Origin of the sequence: Myceligenerans indicum (assembly GCF_016742955.1) — a bacterium.
Taxonomy (GTDB): Bacteria; Actinomycetota; Actinomycetes; order Actinomycetales; family Cellulomonadaceae; genus Myceligenerans; species Myceligenerans indicum.
The window spans coordinates 1-21,388 of record NZ_JABBYC010000059.1; the positions used below are offsets into that span (position 1 = coordinate 1).

The following is a 21,388-nucleotide window of genomic DNA, read 5'->3' on the forward strand; positions in this document are numbered from 1 at the left end:
CCTGACACCGGCGACGATGTCCACCACCCTGCTCTGCCATGCCCACCAGGGCATAACAGAGCCCCGAAAACCGCCCCCCACCAGTATCAAGACCCCCTCAGCAGACACACATTCTGGCCGCTAACCCGGGTTTCGATGACCGCTTTGCGCTGTCCTGGAGTCCCGTGGCGCAGGACGTGGGCGAGATCTTGGCGGAGCTGCTCTATCGCGGTGGGGCTGGGGAGTTGGGGCAGGTCGTGGCAGAGCTGGCGCAGTTCGTCGTGGCGGGTCTTGAGCTGGTCGAGCTTGACGGTGAGGTCGTTGACTCGACGACCGCAGGTGCGTTCGTCGAGAGTGCCGTTCTCGAACGCGGTGAGGTAGCGATCGATGGCGGCCTCGGTGGTGGTGATCTGTCCGGTGATGGTGTCGAGTTCGGCGTGGTGCCGGTGGCTGCCTTCCGCGCGCAGCGACCGCTCCATCGCGACGGCTTCGATGATCAGGTCGGTGTTGGCGAAGAAGCCGATGAGCGCGTCGGTGATGGCGGTGTCGAGCAGGTCGGCGTCGATGCGGGCGGCGTCGCATCCGGTGGCTCCGTAGCGGGCGCGGGTGAAGCAGGTGTAGTAGCGGTAGCGGCGTAGCTTGCCGGTGGCGGAGGTGCCGATGTACTTGCGGCCGCATTGGGGGCAGGTGATCCGGCCGGTCAGGTCGTAGTCGGAGTTGGAGGCGGCTCGCTGGGAATGTGCCTCGCCGCGGGCTTCCAGGATCGCTTGACACTTGTCGAACAGATCTTCGTCGACCAGGGGCGGGTGGGCTTGTTCGGCGGTGACGTCGCGGAAGCCGACCTCGCCGAGGTAGAGCCGGTTGGTCAGCATCCGGGCGATGGTGTGCCCGGACCAGGGCTTGCCCGCGCGGGTGCGTTTGCCATGCTCGTTGAGGCGGGCGGCGATGGCGCGGGTACCGAGCCGGGTGCCGCCGTACAGGTCGAAGATCTCGCTCACGACGTGTTGTTCGTCGGGGTGTGGGACGAGGCGGTGGGTGATCTGGTCGACGGTGTAGCCGTAGGGGCGGGGGCCGTGGGTCCATTCGCCTTTGGCAGCTTTGCGTTCCATGCCGTTGATGACGCGGTCGATGATGACTTCGCGTTCGAATTCGGCGAACGCGCCGAGCATCTGCACGAACAGGCGTCCGGCGGGGCTTGCGGTGTCGAATGGTTCGGTGGCGGAGCGGAAGTGCACGCCGGCTGCGTCGAGGTCGTCCATCAGGGTGGCCAGGTCGCGGATGCGGCGGGAGAACCGGTCGAGCCGGTAGACCAGCAGCAGGTCGAAGCGCCCCGCGCGGGCTGCGGTCAGGGCGTTTGTCAGGCCGGGGCGGTCGAGGGTGGCGCCGGAGGCGTCGTCGGTGAACCGGGCGGTAATCTGCCAGCCGGGCTGGGAGTCGACGTAGGCGGCAAGTTTCTGGGTCTGGGCCTCGATGGTGTAGGGCTGGTGCTCGTCGTCGGTGGAGCGGCGGGTGTAGATCGCCACCCGGAGCATCGTCTCCGGGGTGATCGCCTCCCGCCTGCGGGTTGTCAGCTTCCGTCTTGCTGCCATAGCAGGCTCCTTGAGGGTGTGGGGGTGGTGTTGCGGCCGAACCGGGTTCGGCCGCAACGAAGGGGTCATGTCTCGTGGTCTTGTTCGGGTGGGTGGGTGGTCCACCACAAGGCGATCAGCGCCGCCCATGCCTGGACCGCCTCGTGGTACTCGTCGGCGGTCATCGGCACGGTCTCGGGCGGTCCGATCGCCCACTGCTGGCTCGTCGTCCTACTCGGGCCGGTGGTCTTGCGCGGACCGGTCCGCCGGGTGGCGGCGGACGGCTCGCGTCGGCCGTGCCGGTCCCGGACCGGACGCTTGATGGTCCGGCCCGGCTCGGCTTCGTGGTCGTCAGCCTGTCCGGCTGGGCGGGGTGGTGGCATAGGCCCCCTCGGGGTGAGCGCTCGTGGTGAGCGCGATGGGCGTCCATGGGGACTCCTTCCAAGTTGAGAGCGTGTTCAAGGTTGTTGGTCATCGGTCGGTCCCGGTCTCCTCCTCGCTGTCCCGGTCCCGGTCCCGTTGTCGTTCCGAGTCCCGGTCCCGCTTCAGGCCCGGGTCCCGCTTCCGGTTCCGATCGCGGTCCCGGTTGATCGACAGCGGTCCCGCATCGTGTCCCGTTCGCCGGGCTGTTCGGGCTGGTTCGTGGTGCTGTGGGCGATCCCGTTCGCCTGTCCGGTTCGGTCCCGGTCACGGTCCCGTTGCGCGACGGTGGTGGTCGTGGCCTGGCCCGGTCCGGGTTGGTTGACCGGCTGGCGTCCGATGTTGATCGGGTCGATTGCCGCTCCATCCAGGACGGATGTCAAGCCGGCCATCGAGCGCGATGGAGTTCGTCCGGAGCCGGTTCGCATTAGGCGGAGCGCGGTGCCGGTGCGGTGGTTCGCGGTGGTCCCTCGCCGACCCGCAGGTGGGCTCGGGCGCGAACAGGCGCCGGTCACGATGCGACGGGGTAATGGACTGGTGAGGGGCAGACCGTAGCTCCACGGCCTTGCAGGGCCAGGCGTTGTCAGGTCCATCGGCACAGCCCAGATCTGACGAGACCCGACGAGACCTGACGGTGCAGGTCACGGGGTTGCTCATGGCCTGGCCTGGTTGAAGTCGGCGGGGTCGACCTCGCCGGGCATCGGCAGTTCGGCCAGGCGCAGCAGCGGCGACGCGACGCCGTGCAGATGCCAGACCGCATCGGCGGGACTGCGGCCGTCGAGCCGGTCGCGGGCGGCCGTCGCGACCGGGACGGTGAGCCTGGTGTCGGCGAGGCGGCGGTGCAGGTTGGCCTCGCGGGTGGTCGAGTGCAGCCAGAACAGCACCGGCCAGGCCGGGCCGCCGCGGCGTACGAGGTTGTTGTAGCCGGCCAGTTTCTCCACCAGGACGCCGAGCGCTTCGGTGCCCTGGTCGTGTTCCAGGTACCAGACCGTGGTCTGCCCGTGCTCGGACCACACGCCGAGCGCGTCGGCGTGGACCATGCCGTACGCCATGGTCCCCGGCGGGTTGAAGAATCGGTTCAGTTTGGTGTCTGGCCGCCAGTGGTGCAGGCGGGCTGCGGGGTGGAGCCGTTCGTGTGCGGCGAGGTCGGTGAAGAACTGGTTGATGCCGAGCCGGTGGTCGAGGTTGCGGCTGGTGGCGATGCGGTGCAGTCGTGTGACGCTCGCCGCGCGGCGGGGTGGCTCGTCGCCGCGTGAAGCGGCGACGATGAGTGCTCCGGTGTGGGCGAGGGCGTAGTGGTAGGGGTGGCTGCCGCCTTCGAGGCGGAACGGCCGGAATCGTTCCAGCAGGCCCAGTTCCGTGAGCTGGGTGAGGCGGCGTTGGGCGTAGTTCAGGCTCGGAAACAGGGCGTGCGCGATCTGGAAGCTGGTCAGCACGGCGTGGTCGTAGAGCCAGCCGAGCAGACGCCAGTCCCGCTCGGTGAGCTGGTGCTGCACCCGCAGCACATGATCTGTTGCTGTTCGCATAAGCGCCTCCTGCAATAGGTGTTGGTGCCCCCGCACCCGGAGGGGAAGAACCCGAAGGGTCTTCTGCACCGCGCCCAGCCGGCCGGTCAGGAGGCTGACCTGGGCTGTCAGGGCGGAGCCCGGTGCTTGAGGGCGTCCCTTTGAAGCTGGACGGGCTCGTCGACCCCGAGGAGCACACCGGCGTGGACCCTCAGCCGACGACAAAGAGCCATCGCGCAATGCCAGCAGGCGCGACGGCTCAAGGGCGCGAGAACAGGTGTTGAAGAACATTGGGTGCGGGTGGCGTCGCCTCGGGCGACGTCGGTGTCCTCCAACACGGCGTCCTCGCCAAACGCGAGAGCCATCAGATCCGCGGACATGCGCGGGAGTGTTGGAGGACCTCCCCTCCGACCGCTACGCAAGCGGTCAGGGTGACCACCCGACACCGCACTCCAGCAGTTGGGTGGCCCAGCCAGATCAGACCGAGACATCCAGAGTAGGCGGCAAACCGAAGATGGTCAATGCATCTGATGCCGTCCAACTGAGCCCTGATCAGGGCTGTCAGTTTGTGTCAGTCATCGCCAGAGTTCACGCCGAACCGCCCTTGAACTGATCGGCTCAATCGCGTGTGGCACCGACGGGCCAGACGACCACGACCGGCTTGCCACTGCGGCGTGCGTACGCGACGACGTCTGCGGTGCCGCCGTGGGCGCGTGCTGGTTGGCCGTCCCAGACGGCGACGAGGATGTCGGCGTGGTCGACCATGAAGGTGCTGGCGTCCATGTGTGCCTGGGATGTCGAGGCGTCGTGGTCGCAGCGGTGGACGGTGGTGGCTTGCTCCATGAGCTGGTCGTAGCGCTCGTGCGATTCTCTGGGTAGGCCAGCGCGGTATTGCCTGGCGGGGATGATGACGTCGAGGCCGCCGCCGTGGGCCAGAACCGCTTCGGCGAAGAGTTGGTCAGCGCCGTCGGCGAGGCAGGACAGCCCGACGATAGGGCCGGAAGCCGTCTGTTGATCGAGGAAGTCGTCCAGGGTACGGCTGATATCAGCTTCAACCTGAGGTGGCAGTCCTCGGTGGCCGGTGATCGCGATGCGGGTCAACTGTTCTCCCGGTAGATGGAGTGGAGGCGGTCGTCGAGGTCGTCGGCGGCGCGGCCCGGCCGTACGAGGCTGTGCCGGAACTCGGTGACGGCGCGGGTTACTCGTTCCGAGTCGTAGGCGATGCCCACGTCGAAGGCTGCGGCGGCGAGACTGCATGCCTCGTCAAGGTGACCGGCTCGCGCGAGGACGCGGGCGCGGAGCACGTCCGTGACGGCTCGCGGCTTGGCCGCCTGGTGTGACTGGGCGGCAACGAGGAGCGCTTTCTCAGCAGCGCGTACGAGGCCCAGCTTCTCCGCAGCCTGTGCGCGGAAGCCGGCGAGCTTCTGGTGGTCGAATCGGAAGATCCACGGCCAGACGGGCTCGTCATACTCTGCACGGGCCAGCCGTGTCTCGGCGTGGTCGAGCTTGGCGAGCGCGCTGGTGTCGTGCGCCTGGGCAAGGGCCAGCGATTCGACGGCGTCCATCCAGATCCCGGCGATGGCCGGTGCGGAGCGCGGCAGGCGTCGTCGTGCATCCGCTACGAGCCGGACGCTGTCGCGCGTATCGCCGCAGCCGGCGGCGAACTGGGCGAGGCTGGCCTGCATGTAGGCCGGCAGGAGTGGATGGCCGGAGCGTTCGGCGGCGCGTACGGCGAGTTGGTAGTGCCGTCGGGCGCTGGGCCGGTCGTCGACGTCGACGTCGAGCCATGCGGCCAGTCCTGCGGTTTCGCTGAGGATGGAGAACAGGCGCCGATGGTGTGCGGGCGAGTGATCGGTTCGGCTGGCGAGTTGCCGGATGAGGGCTAGGTGGGCGCTGACGGGTGCGATGAGGCTACGGGAGGGTAGGCGCTGTTCGAGTCGCCGGTAGGTGGTCGACGGGACGGTGAGTAGCCGTTCATCGTCGGTCGACTCGATGGGGACGTGACCGGCTGCGGTGCCGATGACGGCGAGTCCTGTCGCGCCTGCGGCACCGGCGAGGAACTGGCGGCGGTCCGTGGCGTCCTCCTGTTCGTCCAGCAACCCGGCGAACGACCGGGGTATGCCCAGGCCGTCGCAGAGCGCTCGCACCGTGCGGATACCCGGCTCCCGGCTCTGGCCGTTGACCAGCCGCGACACGTGCGGCTGCGAGATACCGACACGGGTGGCGACCTCGGTCTGCGACGCGCCTGTCTCCCGGATGAGGACCTGCAGGATGGTCGACCAGTCGCCGGCGTGGAGGGCCGCCCGGATCTCCGGGCGGCCGAGAGTTTCCGGCGGCATCGTGATCACGATCGCCTGTCCCCATCGTGTGTCGATATCGCGGCAACCCGCGCGGGTGGTTTGTTTCTTTGCCCGGCCAGAGCCGATGCCAGGTAGTGCTGTCGTTTCACTATGCCTCGCTCTCAGCCAAGGGCCATACCTGCTGGTATAGCGGCCTAGTCCTATGCCGACAAGTGTGGCAGTGACGACCGGTAATCCGAAGACTTCGGACTGTCGCTGCTGAACGGCAGTCCGGGCAGATCTGACCGGGTGATCTAACGCGGCGACGACCCGCTGGCCTTGCTCTCGCGCAATGCCGATCCGCTACATGGCATGCGCAGCGCTGGGGAGGCCGGATTGGTGATCGGGCCGATCCAGCGGAGTTCGTGAAGCGGCAAGAAGCGCCGGAGGATCACTACAGGTGCCTGTTCGTCCAGGGAGCAGATCATGGTCATGATCGTGGAAGTCGACAAGTCCGCCAGTGGCGTCGTGGCGGACGCCGAGTCGATCGTGCGGCTGCACCGCGCCGACGCCGGTGGAATGTGCCTCGGCTGCTACGAGCTGTGGTGCGCATTCGCGTGGCATCCCTGCCCGCGGTTGCGCTGGGCACAGATGGTCCTCGCCGAAAGCGCCGGACGGTGAGGGCGCTGCATGCCACGGTGCTGACGGTGTCGAGTGTGTCGCGTCGGCGAATCTACGATGCGCTGCTCGCCGAACCAGAGCGCGCCTGGACAGTCAGCCAGATGGCGGCGCTGCTGCCCGATGTGTCGGTGGAGGCAGTCCGGACGACGCTGCACCTGCTCCTCGGTGACCGCCTGATGGACATCGTGCCGCGTACCCGCTCGCTGACTATCCGGCTCAACGACGACGGTCGCGCCACGGTCGCGGCGATCCGCGCCCGATGGGAGGCGTGATGCCAGGGGCCCGTGCCGTGTTCGACGCAGCCGCGTTGCGAGGCGTGGAGGCGGCGCGAACCGTGATCGCCCAGCATCTGCGCTCGGACAGTGGGGGCAGGTGCCTGGCCTGCGGAGACCTTGAGCCATGCGCGCAACGCAACACCGCGCACCTGGCCCTGCTGGGCCACCGTCGGCTTCCCCGCAGGCAACCGCTGCAGCTCATCGACACTTTCTGCGGTCCCGGCCGGACATCCTTCCGCGCGTTCGACCAACTGCCGTCCGAGCACACGGCCGCAACCGGGGAGGAGGTGACACGCATGAGGGACTACTCGACCCCGTAACGCTGTCCGATCATCGCATCCCGCGCCAGCCGGCCGTTCGGCGCTTTCCAAGGCCGGAGCCGTGGGCGGCGGAAGCGCACCGCCGCTTCCGCCGCCACGACCGCGCGGGGCTTTGCTCACGGATTGCTCACATCGCGTCTTGGCGAGGCCGGCGGCGGATCAGGAGCTTTGGCGCTTCGGTCACCTGTTCGGCGGCGGTGTCGCACATCAGGTGCGGGTAGACGTGGCGGGTGATGTCGGGGTTGTGTGTCCGGGGGCATTCGCGCGATCTCGATGGGTACGCCGCCGGCCAGTATGAGTGAGCAGGCGCCGTGGCGGGTGTCGTGTAGTCGGACCGCGGGCAGGGCGCATGCGGCTACGTGGCGTTCGAAGGCGAGCGTGACGTGGTCGGGGCGCAGTGGGGTGCCGTCGGGGTGTGGGAGGCGCCAGGGGGATCCAGCGGCGACCGGCGCCGGCCTGGGGGACTTGACAGGGCTCGACGTGTTCGGCGCCGCAGGCCGGGCAGCGGGCCTGAGTCGGTGGCACTTGGGCGTGGGTGACCGTCACGATCGTCTGCCGCACTCACAGGCCGGCGCCGTCGGCGTCGAGATCCACCCAGCGTAGGCCGCACAGTTCCGCGCGGCGCTGGCCGGCGTACGTGGCGAGTTCGTGCAGTGCGGCGAGGCGGTCGTTGGCGACGTGGTCGAGGAGATGCGCGGTCTGCTTCGGCTGTTACATGGTGGGCTCGTCGTCTGTCGATTGCCGGCGTCTACCAGCGGCTGTCCGGAAGAAGCTGGAGGTCGACAGCTTGCCGTGGGCTGGTGTGATGCTGGGGGAGTTGTTCGGCCGGCGTGCGGGGAGGCTGGTGGTCGATGATGTGGCGTGCAGCTGGTCTGCTGCTGTTGTATAGGTTGGCTGGCGCTGCACCTGGCTGGTGATGATCCGGCGGCGGGGGTGCTGTCGGAGGGGCCGGGTATGGTGAGGGTGGAACTGCTCAGTGAGGAGCTGGCGCGTCGGGTGTTGACGGCTGGGCCGTGCGGGGCCGACGGGTCGGCGGGGCCGGGGTTGGTGCTGCCCGAGCCTGGCTTGGTGGAGCTGATTCAGTTGACGGGGCGGTGGCCGCTGTTGCTGCGGTTGGCTAACCGGTATCTGGTGGACGTGATCAGCAGTGGAGCCTCGCCCGCAGACGCGGTGGGTCGGCTGGTTGGGCGGCTGCGTGCGGGCGGGTCGGCCATGTTGGATGTGGCGGATGAGGACAGCCGGGATCGGGCGGCGGCGGCGTCGATCGGGGCGAGTCTGGCGTTGTTGAGTGAGGCTGAGCGGTGCCGGTTTGCGGAGTTGGCGGTGTTCGCCGCGGACGTCTGGGTGCCGTGTGAGGTGTTGCGGCGGTTGTAGGCGCGTACCGGGGGGCTGGCCGGCGGCGCGGTGGAGCGGCTGTGTGAGCGTTTCGCCGGGTTGTCGCTGCTGGCCGACTGTCAGGCCGGTCGCGGTATCCGGGTGCATGATGTGGTGCGGGCCCATCTGCGCACCGATCGGGCGGCGTTGCGGCGGGCCAGTGCGGAGTTGGTTGAGGCGGCCCGGCCCCTGGCCGGCGGCACGGCGCGTGGTGGTGTCTGCCTGGTGATGCCGGTTACTGGTGGGCGCACCTGTGCGGGCATCTGGCCGATGCTGGCACCGGCGAACTCGACCGCCTGCTGGGTGATCTGCGCTGGGTTCAGGCCAGGCTTGTGCGTTTCGGGCCGCTGGCCGTTGACGCCGACCTGGCTGCTTGCACCGATGCCGCGGTGGTGGTGTTGCGTCGGGCCGTGCGGCAGAACGCTCACCTGCTGCGTCCGACCGACCCGGAGCACAGCTTCGCCGATGCCCTGATCATGCGGCTGGCGCCGTATCCCGAGCTGGCGCTTGCTGTCGAGGCGTTCCGGGCCACGCTCGCGCCTGGGGTGCGGCTGTCGGCGCGGTGGGCGCTGCCTGATCGACCGCACCCTGCTGTGAAACACGTGCTGGCCGGTCACGCCGGCCGGGTATCCTGACCCCGCCTGGTTTTGCTGGCCGAGGACGAACAGATCCGGACTCCGCAGTCGAACCGGGCGGTGCTTGCCGAGCGTGGTTAGCAATTGCTAACATGATCTCGTGGTTGATGAAAGACCCTTCTATGTCCATCCGGACGACCCGCCTTCCAAGCAGGCGATCCTGGCCGCGGCGCTGGACCTTTTCGCGAGCCGGGGGGTGGCGGGCACGACCCTGCGCAACATAGCGGAGAAGAGTGGCTTCACAAATCCGGCACTGTTCCGGTTCTTCGACGGCAAGGATGACCTGGCGCTGTTCCTCTTCCGCCGCTGCTACGAGCGGTTGAGCCGGGAGCTTTCCTCCGCACTGGCGCCGGGCTCGGCGTTCGCGGACAACCTGCGGCATGTCATCAATCACTTCGCCAGCTTCGTCGATCGGCATCCGGCGGCGTTTCTGTACGTCCAGGACAACCTGCGACACTTCTGGCCCAGGGTTCCCGAGCAAGAGCGGCAGATGTCGGTGATCAGCCTCACCAGGCGGCTGATCGGTCAAGGCATTGCCGAAGGAGTCGTGGCGGGCGACGTGCCGGTCGATCTTCTGGTGGCGACGATCGCCGGCCTGCTGGCACAGGTCGCGCGGCTGCGCTACTTCGGTGAGATCGCCGAATTGGCGAGCGTCACCGACGAGCTGTACCGGGTCGCGTGTCGGGCCGTGCTATGCGACGGAGCGCGCCAAGCTCCGACAACGGTACAGGCGGCACCCCGAACAGCATGATCACCTCGAGCAGGGAGTGGTCTTCTTGCGCGCCCATCAAGTTAGCAAATACTAATTAGGGGATCTTATGTCTCTCATAGTTGTCGGCGCCGGTGGCTTCATTGGACACCGGGTGGTCACCGAGGCGGCGCTGGCCGGGGTGCCCACCGTGGCCGTAGTCCGCTCCGCCACCTCCGCCGAACGGCTACGCCACATCGGCGCGCAGGTGGTGCAGGGCGACGCGCAACACCCGGACCACTGGATCGACCAGGCCCGAGGCGCCGCCGCCGTGGTCGACCTGGTACAGCCGGCGCTCCCGACCCGCCTCTCCGGCCGGGCGATGACCGCCATCGCCGCCACCCGCCAGAAGATCACCGAGGCGCTGACCCGATCACTGGCCCAGCTGCCCACCTCCGACCGCCCCATACTCGTCTCCGTCAGCGGCGCCGACGACCTGCAGCCCAGATCCGACAGCACGATCGACCACCTTTCTCCGCTGCGACAACAGCCGGTCGGCTTCGCCCACATCGGATTGCCCGTACGTCGCCTGATCTCCGCCTCTGGCATACCCGCCGTGTACGTCTACCTCGGCAACCTCGTCTACGGTCCCGGCAAGGGATTCGCGGACACCCTCGTGCCCGGATTGCTGCGCCGCCGGATTCCAGTGTTCGGCGGCGGCAACCGGCTGCCGCTGGTGCACGTGACCGACGCCGCCCGCGCGATCGTTCACCTCGCCGGACTCGACCACAATCAGCTGGTCGATCGCAGCTACGTGGTAGCCGATCCCGCACGCGCCACGCTCGCGGAGTTCATGCGGGCCACCGCCACGCTGCTGGGCGCACCAGCTCCCCGCTCGGCACCCCGGCTGATCGGGCGCTTGGCCATGGGCGCCATCGCCATGCAGACCCTTGAACTCGACGCCGTGCCCGACACCTCGGCGTTGACCGCCACCGGCTTCAACTTCCGCTACCCCTCATACCGCGAAGGGTTACCCCCCACGCTGGCCGCACTAGGCCACCCTCGGAAAGGGACACCACAGTCATGAGCCGTCCTCGCGCCTTCCTGGCCAGTCTCGGCCTGCTGATGCTCACACTCGTGGTGGCCAACACGCCACTGCTACCAGTCAGCGCTCCGTCCATCGCCTCCGCCGCCGGCGGAGTCGGCATCCTGGACCTACAGCCGCAGACAACCGCCGAAGCCGTCTACGCCGCGCTGACCGCCTACGGGCCGTCCGGACGCACCACCTACCTCTGGGAACTGGCCACAGTAGACCTGGTACTGCCACTGGCGATGGCCCTCACCCAGGTGCTGGCGATGCGCCTGATGCTGCGTCGCATGGCCCCGCCCGGCTCGCGCTGGCACCTGCTGGCCTGGCTACCGTTTATCCCATCAATCCTGGACTATGTGGAGAATCTCGGCATCGGCACCGTCCTGCTGGCCTACCCGAACCGGGTCGGCTGGGTGGCCGAAGCGCTCGCCCCACTGACCGCTACGAAGTCTGCCTGCTACGTCGGCTCGTTAGTCCTGGTCATAGCAACGCTGCTCGCCATGGGCGCGCGCAGGCTCGGCTTGCGGCTGAAAGGGCGCTCCGCAGGTACAGCCGCCGAAGCTCAGGCCGGCCAACTTCGGCGGCCGGTTACCTGATGTACCGCTCCGCGCTCGCGCCTCGAATCAAGCCCGTGCCTCGAATCAAGCCCGTGCTGGGGCTTGTTGGAACTCCCTTGCTCGTCGTTTCAGCAACCGCAACGATGTTGGAGATCAACAAACAGACCTCCGCATTCTCGGCGATCGTGACCATCCCGGTGGCCGTGTGGGAACCATCGCTTGGCGTTTGACAGGTCGTCAAAGGCTTCAAACCCACGCAGATCCTCCAATCTAAGTGGTCGGCTCCGGAAGTCCTTCGGGGGTTGACTTGAGGTCGGGTTCGGTGGCAACGGCATCACCGCGGCGGGCCTCACCTGGCCGCAGTGACGTCTCCGCCGATGTCGTCAGCGGCCGCCACGGAGAGCAGGGCCGCCATCAGTTGCGGGAAGCGGGTGTCGAGGTCTGTGCGGCGTAGTTGGACGAAGCAGCGGGTGCCTTCCTGGCGGGTCTGGGTGACGCCCGCGTCCCGCAGGACTTTCAGGTGGTGACTCAAGGTGGATTTGGCGACTGGTGCCCGCAGTTCCCCCCAGCCACGCTCCTGACCGTCAGCCAGCAGCCGCACGAGCCCGAGCCGGATCGGGTCACTGAGCGCGGCCAGCACGCGGGGGAGCGTGATCTCGCTCGGGTCGGGGTGCTGCGGATCTCTCATACCCCCATGCTACCTTCATTCGACAATCAACGAACATCGAACATTGGGGTTGCCGTGCCCGCATCAGAGCCGACGAACAGTCACTTCGCCGACCAGGTCGTGATCGTGACCGGAGCGGGATCAGGGATCGGACGCGCCACCGCGGCCGCGTTCGCCAACGCGGGTGCTCACGTTCTGGGGGTCGGCCGCCGGCCGGACGCCCTCGCGGGGAGCGCCGCACAGCATCCCGCCATCGAGTCGTTTCCCATCGATGTCACCCAGGACGACGCCCCTGAGGCGATTGTCCAAGCCGCCCTCGACCGGTGGGCTCGTATCGACGTCCTGGTCAACAACGCCGGGGTGTTCGCCGCGATGCCGCTGGCTCAGGCCACCGCGACCGGCATCACCCAACTGCTGGCCGTCAACGTCCTCGCGCCCAGCCTGCTGGCGAGCGCGGCGTTGCCGCATCTGAAGGCCTCCCGCGGAGCGATCGTCAACGTCTCCAGCACCTTTGGACACCGGCCTGCGGCCGGTGCCGGTCACTACGGCGCGTCCAAGGCCGCGCTCGAACAACTGACCCGCAGCTGGGCGCTGGAACTGGCGCCCGACGGTATCCGGGTCAACGCAGTGGCCCCCGGGCCGACCGAAAGCGAGGCCCTGATCGCCGCCGGTCTCCCGGACACGGTCATCGACCAGATCAAAGCAGGCGAGGAAGCACGCATCCCGCTGGGCCGCCGCGGTGACCCTACTGAGATCGCCGCATGGATCCAGCGGCTCGCGGACTCACACACCGCCTGGCTCACCGGACAGGTCCTCACCATCGACGGCGGACTCGAACTGACCTGATGACTCAACGCCACCGACAAGGGCCCACGGAGGGGACCTGATTGAGGTGCCGCCGCAGGATACGGGGGAAGGTGCCGGCCTCGTCAGCCACCATCCCCAAGGACCAGGCCGTCCACCTGCCATGTCCGTGCACGTAGCTGTGCCCGTGAAGCTGAACGCCACCGAGCGCCACCGACTGAAGAAGATGGCCTACGGCCACAAGACCCCGCACCAGGCCCGGCAGCGTGCCACCGTCGTACTACTGGCGGCGCGCGGCCGGGGCAACGCCCGGATCGCCGCCGAAACCGGTCTGCACGTGGACACCGTGCGCACCTGGCGCCGCCGGTTCGCCGACGGCGGCCTGCCGGCCCTGGTCGACCGCAAACGCACCGGACGTCCCGCCCGCTTCACGCCCCTGCAAGTCGCCGGGGCCAAGGCGCTGGCCTGCCAGCTTCCCGCCGACAGCGGTACACCGCTATCGCGCTGGTCGTGCCCGCAACTCGCCTCCGAACTCACCGAACGCGGCATCACCGACAGCATCTCCGCCTCCACGGTGCGCCGCTGGCTGCGACAGGACGCGCTCAAGCCCTGGCAGTACCGGTCCTGGATCTTCATCGCCGACCCGGACTTCCGTGTCAAGGCCCAGCGCGTCCTGGACTTGTACGCCCGTTCCTACGAGGGTGCCCCACTCGGCGCGGACGAGTACGTCATCTCCGCGGACGAGAAGACATCCATCCAGGCTCGCTGCCGTTGCCATCCAACCCTGGCCCCCGGGCAGGCCAGGGCGATGCGCGTCAACCACACCTACGGCCGTGGCGGAGCCCTGGCCTACCTGGCCGCCTGCGACGTCCACCAGGCCAAGGTCTTCGGCCGGTGCGAGAGCACGACCGGGATCGTGCCGTTCATGAACCTGGTCGAGCAGGTCATGACTGCCGAGCCCTATGCCAGCGCGAAACGCGTCTTCTGGATCGTCGACAACGGCTCCTCGCACCGCGGGAAGACCTCCATCGACCGCCTGGCGGCCCGGTTCCCGAACGCGGCCATGGTCCACACCCCGGTCCATGCCTCCTGGCTGAACCAGATAGAGATCTTCTTCTCCATCGTGCAGCGCAAGGCCGTCTCACCCAACGACTTCACAAACCTCGACGAGGTCCGGAACCGGCTCCGAGCCTTCGAAGACCGCTACAACGCCACGGCACAGCCGTTCTAGTGGAAGTTCACCACTTCCGACCTGGACGATCTGCTGGCCAGGCTCGACCGGCACCAACCCAGCCGGCACGAAGAATCCTCCGCCGCCTTGGCCGCGTGATCAACCGCCGAAGGACTTCCGGAGCCGACCACTAAGCTCTGCGAAGAAACCGTGACCTGGCTGAACCAACTGGCAGCGGGCCACCGGCCACCGTGATGATCGTTTTCGCATTCTGCTGCTCTAGCCTGAGTCTTTCACGAAGGCCGGGTCCACATAGTGGATCTTAAATGAGAAAGTGCCTCTGATCTGGAACGATTGGACTTGTCTAGGGTCCGAAATCGTTGCAGGAGAGGCACTTTCCACGTGCAGACTATCGCGTCGCGTCCCAAGGTCGTCGTCACGGCCGATGGCCGGGGTGTGGTCGGGCATGCCGGCACGCGGCTGCTGACCGATCTCGCCGATGCCACCGGCTTGACCGGCGGGTTCGGTGACGCCTTGGCCGTTGCCGGGCGCCGGGCCGGTGGGCATGACCCGGGCCGGGTCGCTCTCGACGTGGCGGTGATGATCGCCGACGGCGGTAGAGCGATCGCGGACCTGGGCGTGCTGCGCGCCCAGCCGGAACTGTTCGGGCTGGTGGCGTCGGACCCGACGGCGTGGCGGGCCCTGGAACTGATCGACGCTGCGGCGTTGGGCAGGCTGCGGGCCGCACGAGCAGCGGCCCGGGAGATCGCCTGGGCGCAACTGTGCGAGACCCGCGGCGCTCTGCCCGCCTCCACCGCCGCCGGCCGTGACGTGCCAGGCCTCGTCCTCGACATCGACGCCACGATCGTGATCACGCACTCGGAGAAGGAACACGCCACCCCGACCTGGAAGCGGACCTTCGGCTACCACCCCCTGGCCTGCTACCTCGACAACACCCGCGAAGCCCTCGCCGCGATCCTGCGTCCCGGCCGCGCCGGATCGAACACGGCAAGCGACCACATCACCGTCCTGGACCTCGCCCTTGCGCAGATCCCCGATCCACACCGCCACGGCACCGACATCCTCGTGCGCACCGACGCCGCCGGACACACCACCGCGTTCCTACACCACGTCCGGTCCCTGCGCGAACACGGCCTGTCGACGTGCTTCTCCGTCGGCGTGCCCATCACCGCACCGATCCGTGACGCCATCGGCCACGCCACGGCCTGGATCGACGCCCTGGACACCGACGGGGAGCCACGCGACGGCGCGCAGGTCGTCGAACTCACCCACCTCGTCGCCGCGCACGTCCTGGCCGGCTACCCCGCCGGAACCCGGCTGATCGCCCGCCGCGAACGCCCTCACCCCGGCGCCCAACTCGACCTGTTCGACACCATCGAAGGATGGCGCCACCAGGTCATCGCCACCGACACCCCGATCGGCGGCGGCTCGATCCAGTACCTGGAGGTCCGCCACCGCGGCCACGCCCGCGTCGAAGACCGGATCCGCTGCGGCAAGAACACCGGCTTCGGCCGGTTCCCATCGCGCGTGTTCGCGATCAACGCCGCCTGGCTCGAACTCGCCCTCACTGGCCAGGACCTCCTGGCCTGGACCCAGCACCTGCTGCTAGACGGCGAACTCGCCCGCGCCGAACCCCACAGGCTGCGCTACCAGGTCCTTCACGTCGCCGCCCGTATCACCCACGGCGCACGCCGCACGTTCCTACGCATCCACGCGTCCTGGCCCTGGGCCACCGAACTCGCCACCGCATTCGCTCGCCTCGCCGCGCTACCCAGACCAGCGACCTGAGCAGGCCAACCCACCGGCCACCCGCGACCAGGACACGGAGAAACCCGGCCCGAGCCGGGCCACAAGCATGCCCACCAGCAGCCTCAATAGGCCAACATCACTATCGCGGACATCCTGGCCAAGATCCAAAACTCACGAAAGGCCGGGGCTAGGCCCACAACGTGACGCATTGTGCGAAATTCAGGGTCGGCCGATGTTTCGGCCGACCCTTCGTCATCTTGGGTGAAGTGGCTGGTTGGGATCTTGTAAACCGGCGTGAGCGTGCTGCCTTGGATCTTGATCTCGGCGACGTGGGCCTCGATGACCGCTTTGCGCTGGCCTGGGGTGCCGTGGCGCAGGACGTAGGCGAGGTCTTGGCGCAGGCGCTCGATTGCGGTCGGGCTGGGGAGTTGCGGCAGGTCGTGGCAGAGCTGCCGCAGCTCGTCTTGACGGGTCTTGAGCTGGTCGAGCTTGACGGTGAGATCGTTGAGGCGACGACCGCAGGTGCGTTCGTCGAGGGTGCCGTTTTCGAACGCGGTGAGGTAGCGGTCGATGGCTGCCTCGGTGGTGGTGATCTGTTCGGTGATGGCGTCGAGTTCGGCGTGATGTCGGTGGCTGCCATCGGCACGCAGCGACCGTTCCGCCGCGACTGCCTCGACGATCAGGTCGGTGTTGGCGAAGAAGCCGATGAGCGCGTCGGTGACCGCGGTGTCGAGCAGGTCGGCGTCGATGCGGGCCGCGTCGCATCCGGTGCGTCCGTAGCGGGCGCGGGTGAAGCAGGTGTAGTAGCGGTAGCGGCGCAGCTTGCCGGTGGCGGAGGTCACGCATGCTCATCTGTGGGGGGCCGTTACGTGCGCAGGAGACGTTTGGGGTGCATGCCGTCGACCATGCCGATGAACGGTGGGTGGATGCTGTAGCCGAGCATTCGACGGATTTCCTCGGACACTGCGCGGACAGTGTCGCGGTTGGTGGATAGCGTGAATGCTTCCTGGGGGCGTAACCAGGGTTCGCAATACTGTGCGGTGATGGCGAGGCGGGCATGGTCGGAGTGGTTGGCACCGCCGCCGTGCCAGAGGGTCCCAAGGAAGAACACGCAGGATCCGGGCGGCATCACGGCCGTAAGTCGTGTGTCTTGGTCGCCCGGTCTGCGGTTGGCGTCCCACCGGTGGCTGCCCGGCAGGACCACAGTGGCGCCGTTGTCGTTGGTAAAGGCGTCGATGGCCCATACCGTGGCCGCTCCCAGGGGAGGCCGCGGTCTGGGCACCGGGTAGACCGCGTCGTCCGGATGGAGCAGTTGGGCAACCTCACCCGGGTTGATGTTGATGACCTGCAACTGGGACAGCAGGTAGTTAGGCAGAAACATCCGGTCCAGCAGGGCCAGTACTCGCGGATGGTCCACGAGCCGGTCACACACGCGGGTCTTGTTGAGCACGCTGTAGACGCGTTGGGTGCGTTCGCCCTCGAAGGTATTGCGGCCGGTCTTGTCCAGAAGCGGCGTTATGGCCGTTCGTATCCGGTCGACTTCCTCGGGGCTGAGTAGGTTTTCCAGGACGACATACCCATCGCGTTCAACGGCGGCGAAATCGGCATCTACAACCGAGAGATCCACGGTGGCCCCGACACTTGTGGTCGCCTTATACCGCCGGGCCAGGTCGAGACGCAGGTCTGACAGGTCCGTGATTGTTTCGACAGGATCGGTTTCAGGCTGTCGTGACATGGCTGGTTCCTCCTTGGCTTCACTGCGCGGGCGCGGAAGGCAGGCCCACCGCTCCTCGGACGACGGCCCACAGCTCGGCGATGATCTCCTCGGCGGGCGGTCGGTGGGGTCTGGTGAGCGCGACGGAGAGCATGGCGTTGGTGCCGCCGAGTGTCGCGGCGGCCAGGAACTCGGAATCGCGGTCGGCCTGCAACTCACCAGCGCGCTGCGCCCTGGCGATGTTGCGTGCACCCAGTTCGATCAACAGATGCAGGTGCCGGGTGTTCGCGGTGGCAACTTCGGCGTCACCCACTAGACCGCCCAACACCAAAGGCGCTAACGGATCCGCGTACAACGCCATCACCCAGTCGCGGATCCGTCGCCGCTCACGCTCCGCCCAGGTTGGGGCGTCATACGCGCGTAGCGCGGCGGCATCACCCAACCGCTGGTAGAAGTCGTCCAGGACCGCGATCAGCAGACCGCTGCGGGTACCGAAATACCGGTACGGCAGGCCGGCGCTCGCCCCGGCCCTCCTCGACACCGCAGCCACCTCCAACTCCCCGGTCTCGACTAGCTCCTCGGCCGCGGCACGCAGGAGTCTTTCCCGGGTCGTCGCCCCCCGAGGCGCCTTCGGTGTTGTCACACGACAAAGATAAGTTGAGTTCAACTCACCTGTCAATCACATGCGAGGGGCCCAGTCACGCCGACGCGGGCCTGGTTGGCGACGAACATCACCGAGTCGCAGCGCTCACCGAGATGAAGCCAGCCCACCACCCGATCAGACTCGGACGTCACGCACGTCGTGACCTCGCCAGACCGGCCGGCAGCGGGTCGCCCGGTACTGTGATGATCGTTTTCGCATTGTGTATCGTTAGGCCGACTTTGATCTTGTATGCGAAACGGCTCGTCTCCTGCGGCGTGACGGGTCGGCTCGGCTAGGCGCTTGGCGTAGTGCCAGGTGACGCTCTTGATCGGCAGCCCACGTCGCATGCGATACATACCCTTGGGCGGCTCAAATTGTGTACACAATCGGGTACACTATGGGGATGTTGATCGAGACATTGTCGGTGCGTGAGGCTCGTGAACAGTTGCCCAGCGTCCTGGAACGGTTCCGCAAGGGTGACCGTACCCCGGTGGGCGTGGGTTCACATCGCAAGACCGAGGCAGTCATGGTTGCGGTCGAGGTGTTCAACGAACTCACCGTTGAGCGAACTCGGTCGCTGACGCAGGCAGCGGCATCGGTGCGGGCCGAAGGTCTTACGGCTGGTGCCGATGTTGACGCCATCACTGAACGTTGGGCACGTGGTGAGATCAGCACCGCGCAGATGCGTGAGCTTGTCCGGCAACTGTACGACCCATCGTGACCGTCGACCCGTACGTGGACACCGACAGTGGGGTGCTGCGTAACCGGCTCGGCATATCCGACCCCGAGCGACTACGTGAGGTGGAGGCGGGTCTGACGTTAGCGGCGTTGGCGGACCTCGGCACGCGGACGCTGCCTGGTGGCTACGACCTGCCTCACTTGCAGTCCTTCCATCGAGAGATCTTCGGCGACCTCTATCCGTGGGCCGGTGAGATCAGAACGGTGGGTATCGCCAGAACCGACCCGTTCTGCCTGCCGCAGCACATCGAGGCGTACGCGGCAGAGGTGTTCGGCGGTCTGGCGAAGGAGCGCTACCTGCGCGGGCTGCCGCGCGAAAGCTTCCTTGACCGGTTGACTCACTACTTCGCCGAGGTCAACGCGATCCACCCGTTCCGTGAAGGCAACGGCCGGGCGCAGCGCGCCTTCTTTCGTCAGCTCAGCCGTGAAGCAGGTTGGCCCATCGACTGGTCGGATCTCAACCCGGACGCCAACAAAAGCGCATCGATGGCATCGCTTCGCGGCGACAACGGCCCGCTTCGCCTTCTCCTCGACGGCTTGATAGCTCGGTGACGTTCTCGGCGCACCGCAGGGCTCGGTGACGGTCGACGTATGATCGTGGACGAAGTTCATCGGCCACCGTCCGGGATGCCCGGCACCCGCCGTGACCTTGCCATCTGCACCAGCAGCGGATCGCCCGCGACAGCCAGAACCGATTTCGCATTCTGGTGCGTCAGGCCCACTCTCATCGACAAGCGACGTGTGCCCTCACGGGCCGCGTCGCTTCGTCATTTCCGGTGGGGGCACGGCCCCCACACCCCGCCGCAGGCGGTAGGTGTCGTTCTGCCCTGGCGGGGCCCATCGGTGACCGGACAGAATGAAGGTGCGGGCGGAACGGCCCGCGACGCCTGGGTGGAGGCGAGCCCTATGAGCCGATTGCGACATGCTCTGACGCGAACCGGAAACCGCATCGGTGTGTCCATGTACCGACACCTGAACGGCCGGCTGTCCAGCGGTAGCCGGCGGGTCCATGTCCTGATGATCACGACACCCGGTCGGCGAACCGGCCGTCCACGCTCGACCTGCGTGCGCTACCTCGACTCGCCGGACGGTCTCGTGGTCTGGGGCACCGGGTCGGGGTCCTCGAACGACCCTGACTGGTTCCGCAACCTGCGAGCGGCGCGACGGGCCGAGGTTCAGCTGCGGTCCCGGCATCTGCGCGTTCGTCCGCGTGAGCTGCTCGGCGCAGAGCGCGATGCGATGTGGAACGACGTGATCGTCGCGCAGGCGCCCGAGGTCGCGAGGTACGCGAGGCAGGCGGGCCGGACGATCCCGGTGGCGATCCTGAGGCCGGACGACGCCGAACGCGAGAACCCGCGCGCGTAGCCGTCCGCCGAGGAACGGTCCCTCGCGAGGGTCCCGCGGCCGGCAACTTCCGGCCTCACCGGTGTGAGGTGCTGGTTCTGCCGTCGCGGTGCGCAAGCGTGGCGAGCGCGTCCTTCCAGTACCGCTCGGCGGCAACCGCGTGCGGCTCCGAGTCGATGTTCTCCTGGACGACGGTGACGATCGTGCCGCCGTCGTCGGGCTCGAGCACGATGCGGATCTCGTGGTGATTCTCGGGGACGTCCTCGAGGCCGTTCAGCGGTGCGAAGTGCGTGAAATGCAGGAGCCGGGGCCGTTCGACGGCGATGACCTGGCCCTTGTCGACGAACACGCGACCGAAGAAGTGCCCCTCGAACGTGATCGGGCTGCCGGGCCGGAAGTCCGTCTCGAGGTTGGTGCCGAGCACCCACTGGGCTCCCGGGTGCACGAGCTCGGCCCACACCCGGTCCGGCGACTCGGCGATATGGGTCGTCGCCGTGACGGCATGTCGCGTGGCGTCCGTGCTCATCGCAGCCCTCCGTAGCGCTCTCCGCCTCGACCGTACCTGTCTGCCGGGTCCGGGTGCCAGTGACAAGGCTGCCTCGCCCGCAGAGCCGGCCCGCGGACGCCCGGGTAATCACCTTCGCCCGTGGCCGCGGCCGTGGCAGGATCGACGGGTGCTGAAACTCACCGACTTCATCATCGACTGCCCGGATCCCATGAAGCTGGCGGCGTTCTACGCCGAGGTGACGGGACGTCCGGTCAAGGAGGACAGCGACGACGACTGGGCCGGGATCACCTTCGGCGAGATCGAGCTGGCGTTCCAGCGCGTCGAGAACTTCCGCCCGCCGAACTGGCCCGACGACGAGCATCCCAAGCAGTACCACCTCGACTTCGAGGTGGACGAGATCGAGCCGGAACAGCGCCGTGTCGTCGAGCTCGGGGCGACCCTGCGCAAGGACTTCGTCGGACCGGAGGGGTACGGCTGGCGGATCTACACCGACCCTGTGGGCCATCCGTTCTGCCTGTGCCGTAACCGCGGAGTTGCGTCCCTGATAGTGGTGTAACGCGGTCGGCGTGATCGTCTCGGCGAGACGGAACGCGGTCACCGCGTGATCCTTCGAGTGAACCTCTCACAGCACTCTCGAACGGAGCATCACGATGACCGC

General features: G+C 67.6%; 25 protein-coding genes. 15 read left to right on the top strand and 10 right to left on the bottom strand.

Features of this window, described 5'->3' with window-relative positions; all coding sequences use genetic code 11:
- Positions 1–86 precede the first annotated feature (86 nt).
- The 5 genes from HGK34_RS19750 to HGK34_RS19770 all read right to left on the bottom strand — a co-directional run bounded on the left by HGK34_RS19750 (position 87) and on the right by HGK34_RS19770 (position 5,811).
- On the bottom strand, positions 87–1,568 hold the full coding sequence (locus HGK34_RS19750; RefSeq protein ID WP_201850632.1) for a recombinase family protein: 1,482 nt from the start codon (positions 1,566–1,568) through the stop codon (positions 87–89).
- A gap of 65 nt (positions 1,569–1,633) precedes the next feature.
- The gene (locus tag HGK34_RS19755; RefSeq protein ID WP_201850637.1) at positions 1,634–1,930 is read right to left on the bottom strand and encodes a hypothetical protein; all 297 of its coding nucleotides are present in this window, start codon (positions 1,928–1,930) and stop codon (positions 1,634–1,636) included.
- A 690-nt stretch (positions 1,931–2,620) separates the two neighbouring features.
- Positions 2,621–3,493 carry a replication-relaxation family protein gene (locus tag HGK34_RS19760; RefSeq protein WP_201850639.1) on the bottom strand — a complete coding sequence of 291 codons (873 nt, stop codon included), beginning with the start codon at positions 3,491–3,493 and terminating at the stop codon, positions 2,621–2,623.
- A gap of 597 nt (positions 3,494–4,090) precedes the next feature.
- Positions 4,091–4,573, bottom strand: a complete 483-nt coding sequence (locus HGK34_RS19765) for a TIR domain-containing protein (protein ID WP_201850641.1) — start codon at positions 4,571–4,573, stop codon at positions 4,091–4,093.
- A complete protein-coding gene (locus tag HGK34_RS19770) occupies positions 4,570–5,811 on the bottom strand; it encodes a helix-turn-helix domain-containing protein (RefSeq protein ID WP_201850643.1) in 1,242 nt (413 codons plus the stop codon). The genes HGK34_RS19765 and HGK34_RS19770 overlap by 4 nt, the downstream gene beginning before the upstream one ends.
- 426 nt (positions 5,812–6,237) lie before the next feature.
- Between HGK34_RS19770 and HGK34_RS19775 the strand changes: the two genes are divergently transcribed.
- The 8 genes from HGK34_RS19775 (at position 6,238) to HGK34_RS19810 (ending at position 11,601) form a co-directional block, all read left to right on the top strand.
- Positions 6,238–6,432, top strand: coding sequence for a hypothetical protein (locus HGK34_RS19775; RefSeq protein ID WP_201850645.1), 195 nt, complete (start codon positions 6,238–6,240; stop codon positions 6,430–6,432).
- Entirely contained in the window at positions 6,429–6,704 is a 276-nt protein-coding gene (locus HGK34_RS19780) for a hypothetical protein (RefSeq protein WP_201850647.1), read from the top strand. Before HGK34_RS19775 ends, HGK34_RS19780 begins: the two co-directional genes overlap by 4 nt.
- Positions 6,705–7,888: 1,184 nt before the next feature.
- A complete protein-coding gene (locus HGK34_RS19785) occupies positions 7,889–8,401 on the top strand; it encodes a hypothetical protein (RefSeq protein ID WP_201850649.1) in 513 nt (170 codons plus the stop codon).
- A gap of 218 nt (positions 8,402–8,619) precedes the next feature.
- A complete protein-coding gene (locus HGK34_RS19790) occupies positions 8,620–9,036 on the top strand; it encodes a hypothetical protein (protein WP_201850694.1) in 417 nt (138 codons plus the stop codon).
- Between the two features lie 100 nt (positions 9,037–9,136).
- Positions 9,137–9,787: a TetR/AcrR family transcriptional regulator gene (locus tag HGK34_RS19795; protein ID WP_201850651.1), complete on the top strand. Its 651-nt coding sequence runs from the start codon at positions 9,137–9,139 to the stop codon at positions 9,785–9,787.
- A gap of 67 nt (positions 9,788–9,854) precedes the next feature.
- The gene (locus HGK34_RS19800; RefSeq protein WP_201850653.1) at positions 9,855–10,811 is read left to right on the top strand and encodes an NAD-dependent epimerase/dehydratase family protein; all 957 of its coding nucleotides are present in this window, start codon (positions 9,855–9,857) and stop codon (positions 10,809–10,811) included.
- Positions 10,808–11,410, top strand: coding sequence for a hypothetical protein (locus HGK34_RS19805; protein ID WP_201850655.1), 603 nt, complete (start codon positions 10,808–10,810; stop codon positions 11,408–11,410). The genes HGK34_RS19800 and HGK34_RS19805 overlap by 4 nt, the downstream gene beginning before the upstream one ends.
- Positions 11,411–11,445: 35 nt before the next feature.
- Complete coding sequence (locus HGK34_RS19810; protein ID WP_201850657.1) at positions 11,446–11,601, top strand: hypothetical protein; 156 nt, start codon at positions 11,446–11,448, stop codon at positions 11,599–11,601.
- A gap of 119 nt (positions 11,602–11,720) precedes the next feature.
- Here the strand turns inward: HGK34_RS19810 and HGK34_RS19815 are convergent, their stop codons facing one another.
- The gene (locus HGK34_RS19815) at positions 11,721–12,059 is read right to left on the bottom strand and encodes an ArsR/SmtB family transcription factor (RefSeq protein ID WP_201850659.1); all 339 of its coding nucleotides are present in this window, start codon (positions 12,057–12,059) and stop codon (positions 11,721–11,723) included.
- Positions 12,060–12,065: 6 nt separating this feature from the next.
- Between HGK34_RS19815 and HGK34_RS19820 the strand changes: the two genes are divergently transcribed.
- From HGK34_RS19820 to HGK34_RS19830, 3 genes are all read left to right on the top strand, one after another.
- On the top strand, positions 12,066–12,884 hold the full coding sequence (locus HGK34_RS19820) for an SDR family NAD(P)-dependent oxidoreductase (protein ID WP_201850661.1): 819 nt from the start codon (positions 12,066–12,068) through the stop codon (positions 12,882–12,884).
- A 145-nt stretch (positions 12,885–13,029) separates the two neighbouring features.
- Positions 13,030–14,073 carry an IS630 family transposase gene (locus HGK34_RS19825; RefSeq protein WP_201850663.1) on the top strand — a complete coding sequence of 348 codons (1,044 nt, stop codon included), beginning with the start codon at positions 13,030–13,032 and terminating at the stop codon, positions 14,071–14,073.
- A gap of 342 nt (positions 14,074–14,415) precedes the next feature.
- Positions 14,416–15,822, top strand: coding sequence for an IS1380 family transposase (locus HGK34_RS19830; protein ID WP_201850665.1), 1,407 nt, complete (start codon positions 14,416–14,418; stop codon positions 15,820–15,822).
- Between the two features lie 83 nt (positions 15,823–15,905).
- Here the strand turns inward: HGK34_RS19830 and HGK34_RS19835 are convergent, their stop codons facing one another.
- From HGK34_RS19835 to HGK34_RS19845, 3 genes are read right to left on the bottom strand one after another with little or no spacing between them, the layout of a single operon-like run.
- Positions 15,906–16,625 (bottom strand): recombinase zinc ribbon domain-containing protein, encoded by a 720-nt coding sequence (locus HGK34_RS19835; protein WP_201850667.1) that lies wholly within the window; start codon positions 16,623–16,625, stop codon positions 15,906–15,908.
- A gap of 23 nt (positions 16,626–16,648) precedes the next feature.
- Entirely contained in the window at positions 16,649–17,518 is an 870-nt protein-coding gene (locus tag HGK34_RS19840; protein WP_201850669.1) for a phytanoyl-CoA dioxygenase family protein, read from the bottom strand.
- Positions 17,519–17,537: 19 nt separating this feature from the next.
- Positions 17,538–18,140 carry a TetR/AcrR family transcriptional regulator gene (locus tag HGK34_RS19845; RefSeq protein ID WP_201850672.1) on the bottom strand — a complete coding sequence of 201 codons (603 nt, stop codon included), beginning with the start codon at positions 18,138–18,140 and terminating at the stop codon, positions 17,538–17,540.
- Positions 18,141–18,543: 403 nt separating this feature from the next.
- Between HGK34_RS19845 and HGK34_RS19850 the strand changes: the two genes are divergently transcribed.
- The 3 genes from HGK34_RS19850 to HGK34_RS19860 all read left to right on the top strand — a co-directional run bounded on the left by HGK34_RS19850 (position 18,544) and on the right by HGK34_RS19860 (position 20,243).
- Positions 18,544–18,861, top strand: coding sequence for an antitoxin VbhA family protein (locus tag HGK34_RS19850; protein WP_201850674.1), 318 nt, complete (start codon positions 18,544–18,546; stop codon positions 18,859–18,861).
- Positions 18,858–19,430 (top strand): Fic/DOC family protein, encoded by a 573-nt coding sequence (locus HGK34_RS19855; RefSeq protein ID WP_201850682.1) that lies wholly within the window; start codon positions 18,858–18,860, stop codon positions 19,428–19,430. Before HGK34_RS19850 ends, HGK34_RS19855 begins: the two co-directional genes overlap by 4 nt.
- Positions 19,431–19,784: 354 nt before the next feature.
- Positions 19,785–20,243, top strand: coding sequence for a nitroreductase family deazaflavin-dependent oxidoreductase (locus HGK34_RS19860; RefSeq protein ID WP_280517973.1), 459 nt, complete (start codon positions 19,785–19,787; stop codon positions 20,241–20,243).
- Between the two features lie 55 nt (positions 20,244–20,298).
- Here HGK34_RS19860 and HGK34_RS19865 read toward each other — a convergent pair whose 3' ends face one another.
- The gene (locus HGK34_RS19865) at positions 20,299–20,748 is read right to left on the bottom strand and encodes an SRPBCC family protein (RefSeq protein ID WP_201850692.1); all 450 of its coding nucleotides are present in this window, start codon (positions 20,746–20,748) and stop codon (positions 20,299–20,301) included.
- Between the two features lie 148 nt (positions 20,749–20,896).
- On the opposite strand from HGK34_RS19865, the gene HGK34_RS19870 reads away from it, so the two are divergent.
- Positions 20,897–21,286 (top strand): VOC family protein, encoded by a 390-nt coding sequence (locus HGK34_RS19870; protein ID WP_201850693.1) that lies wholly within the window; start codon positions 20,897–20,899, stop codon positions 21,284–21,286.
- Positions 21,287–21,388 lie beyond the last annotated feature (102 nt).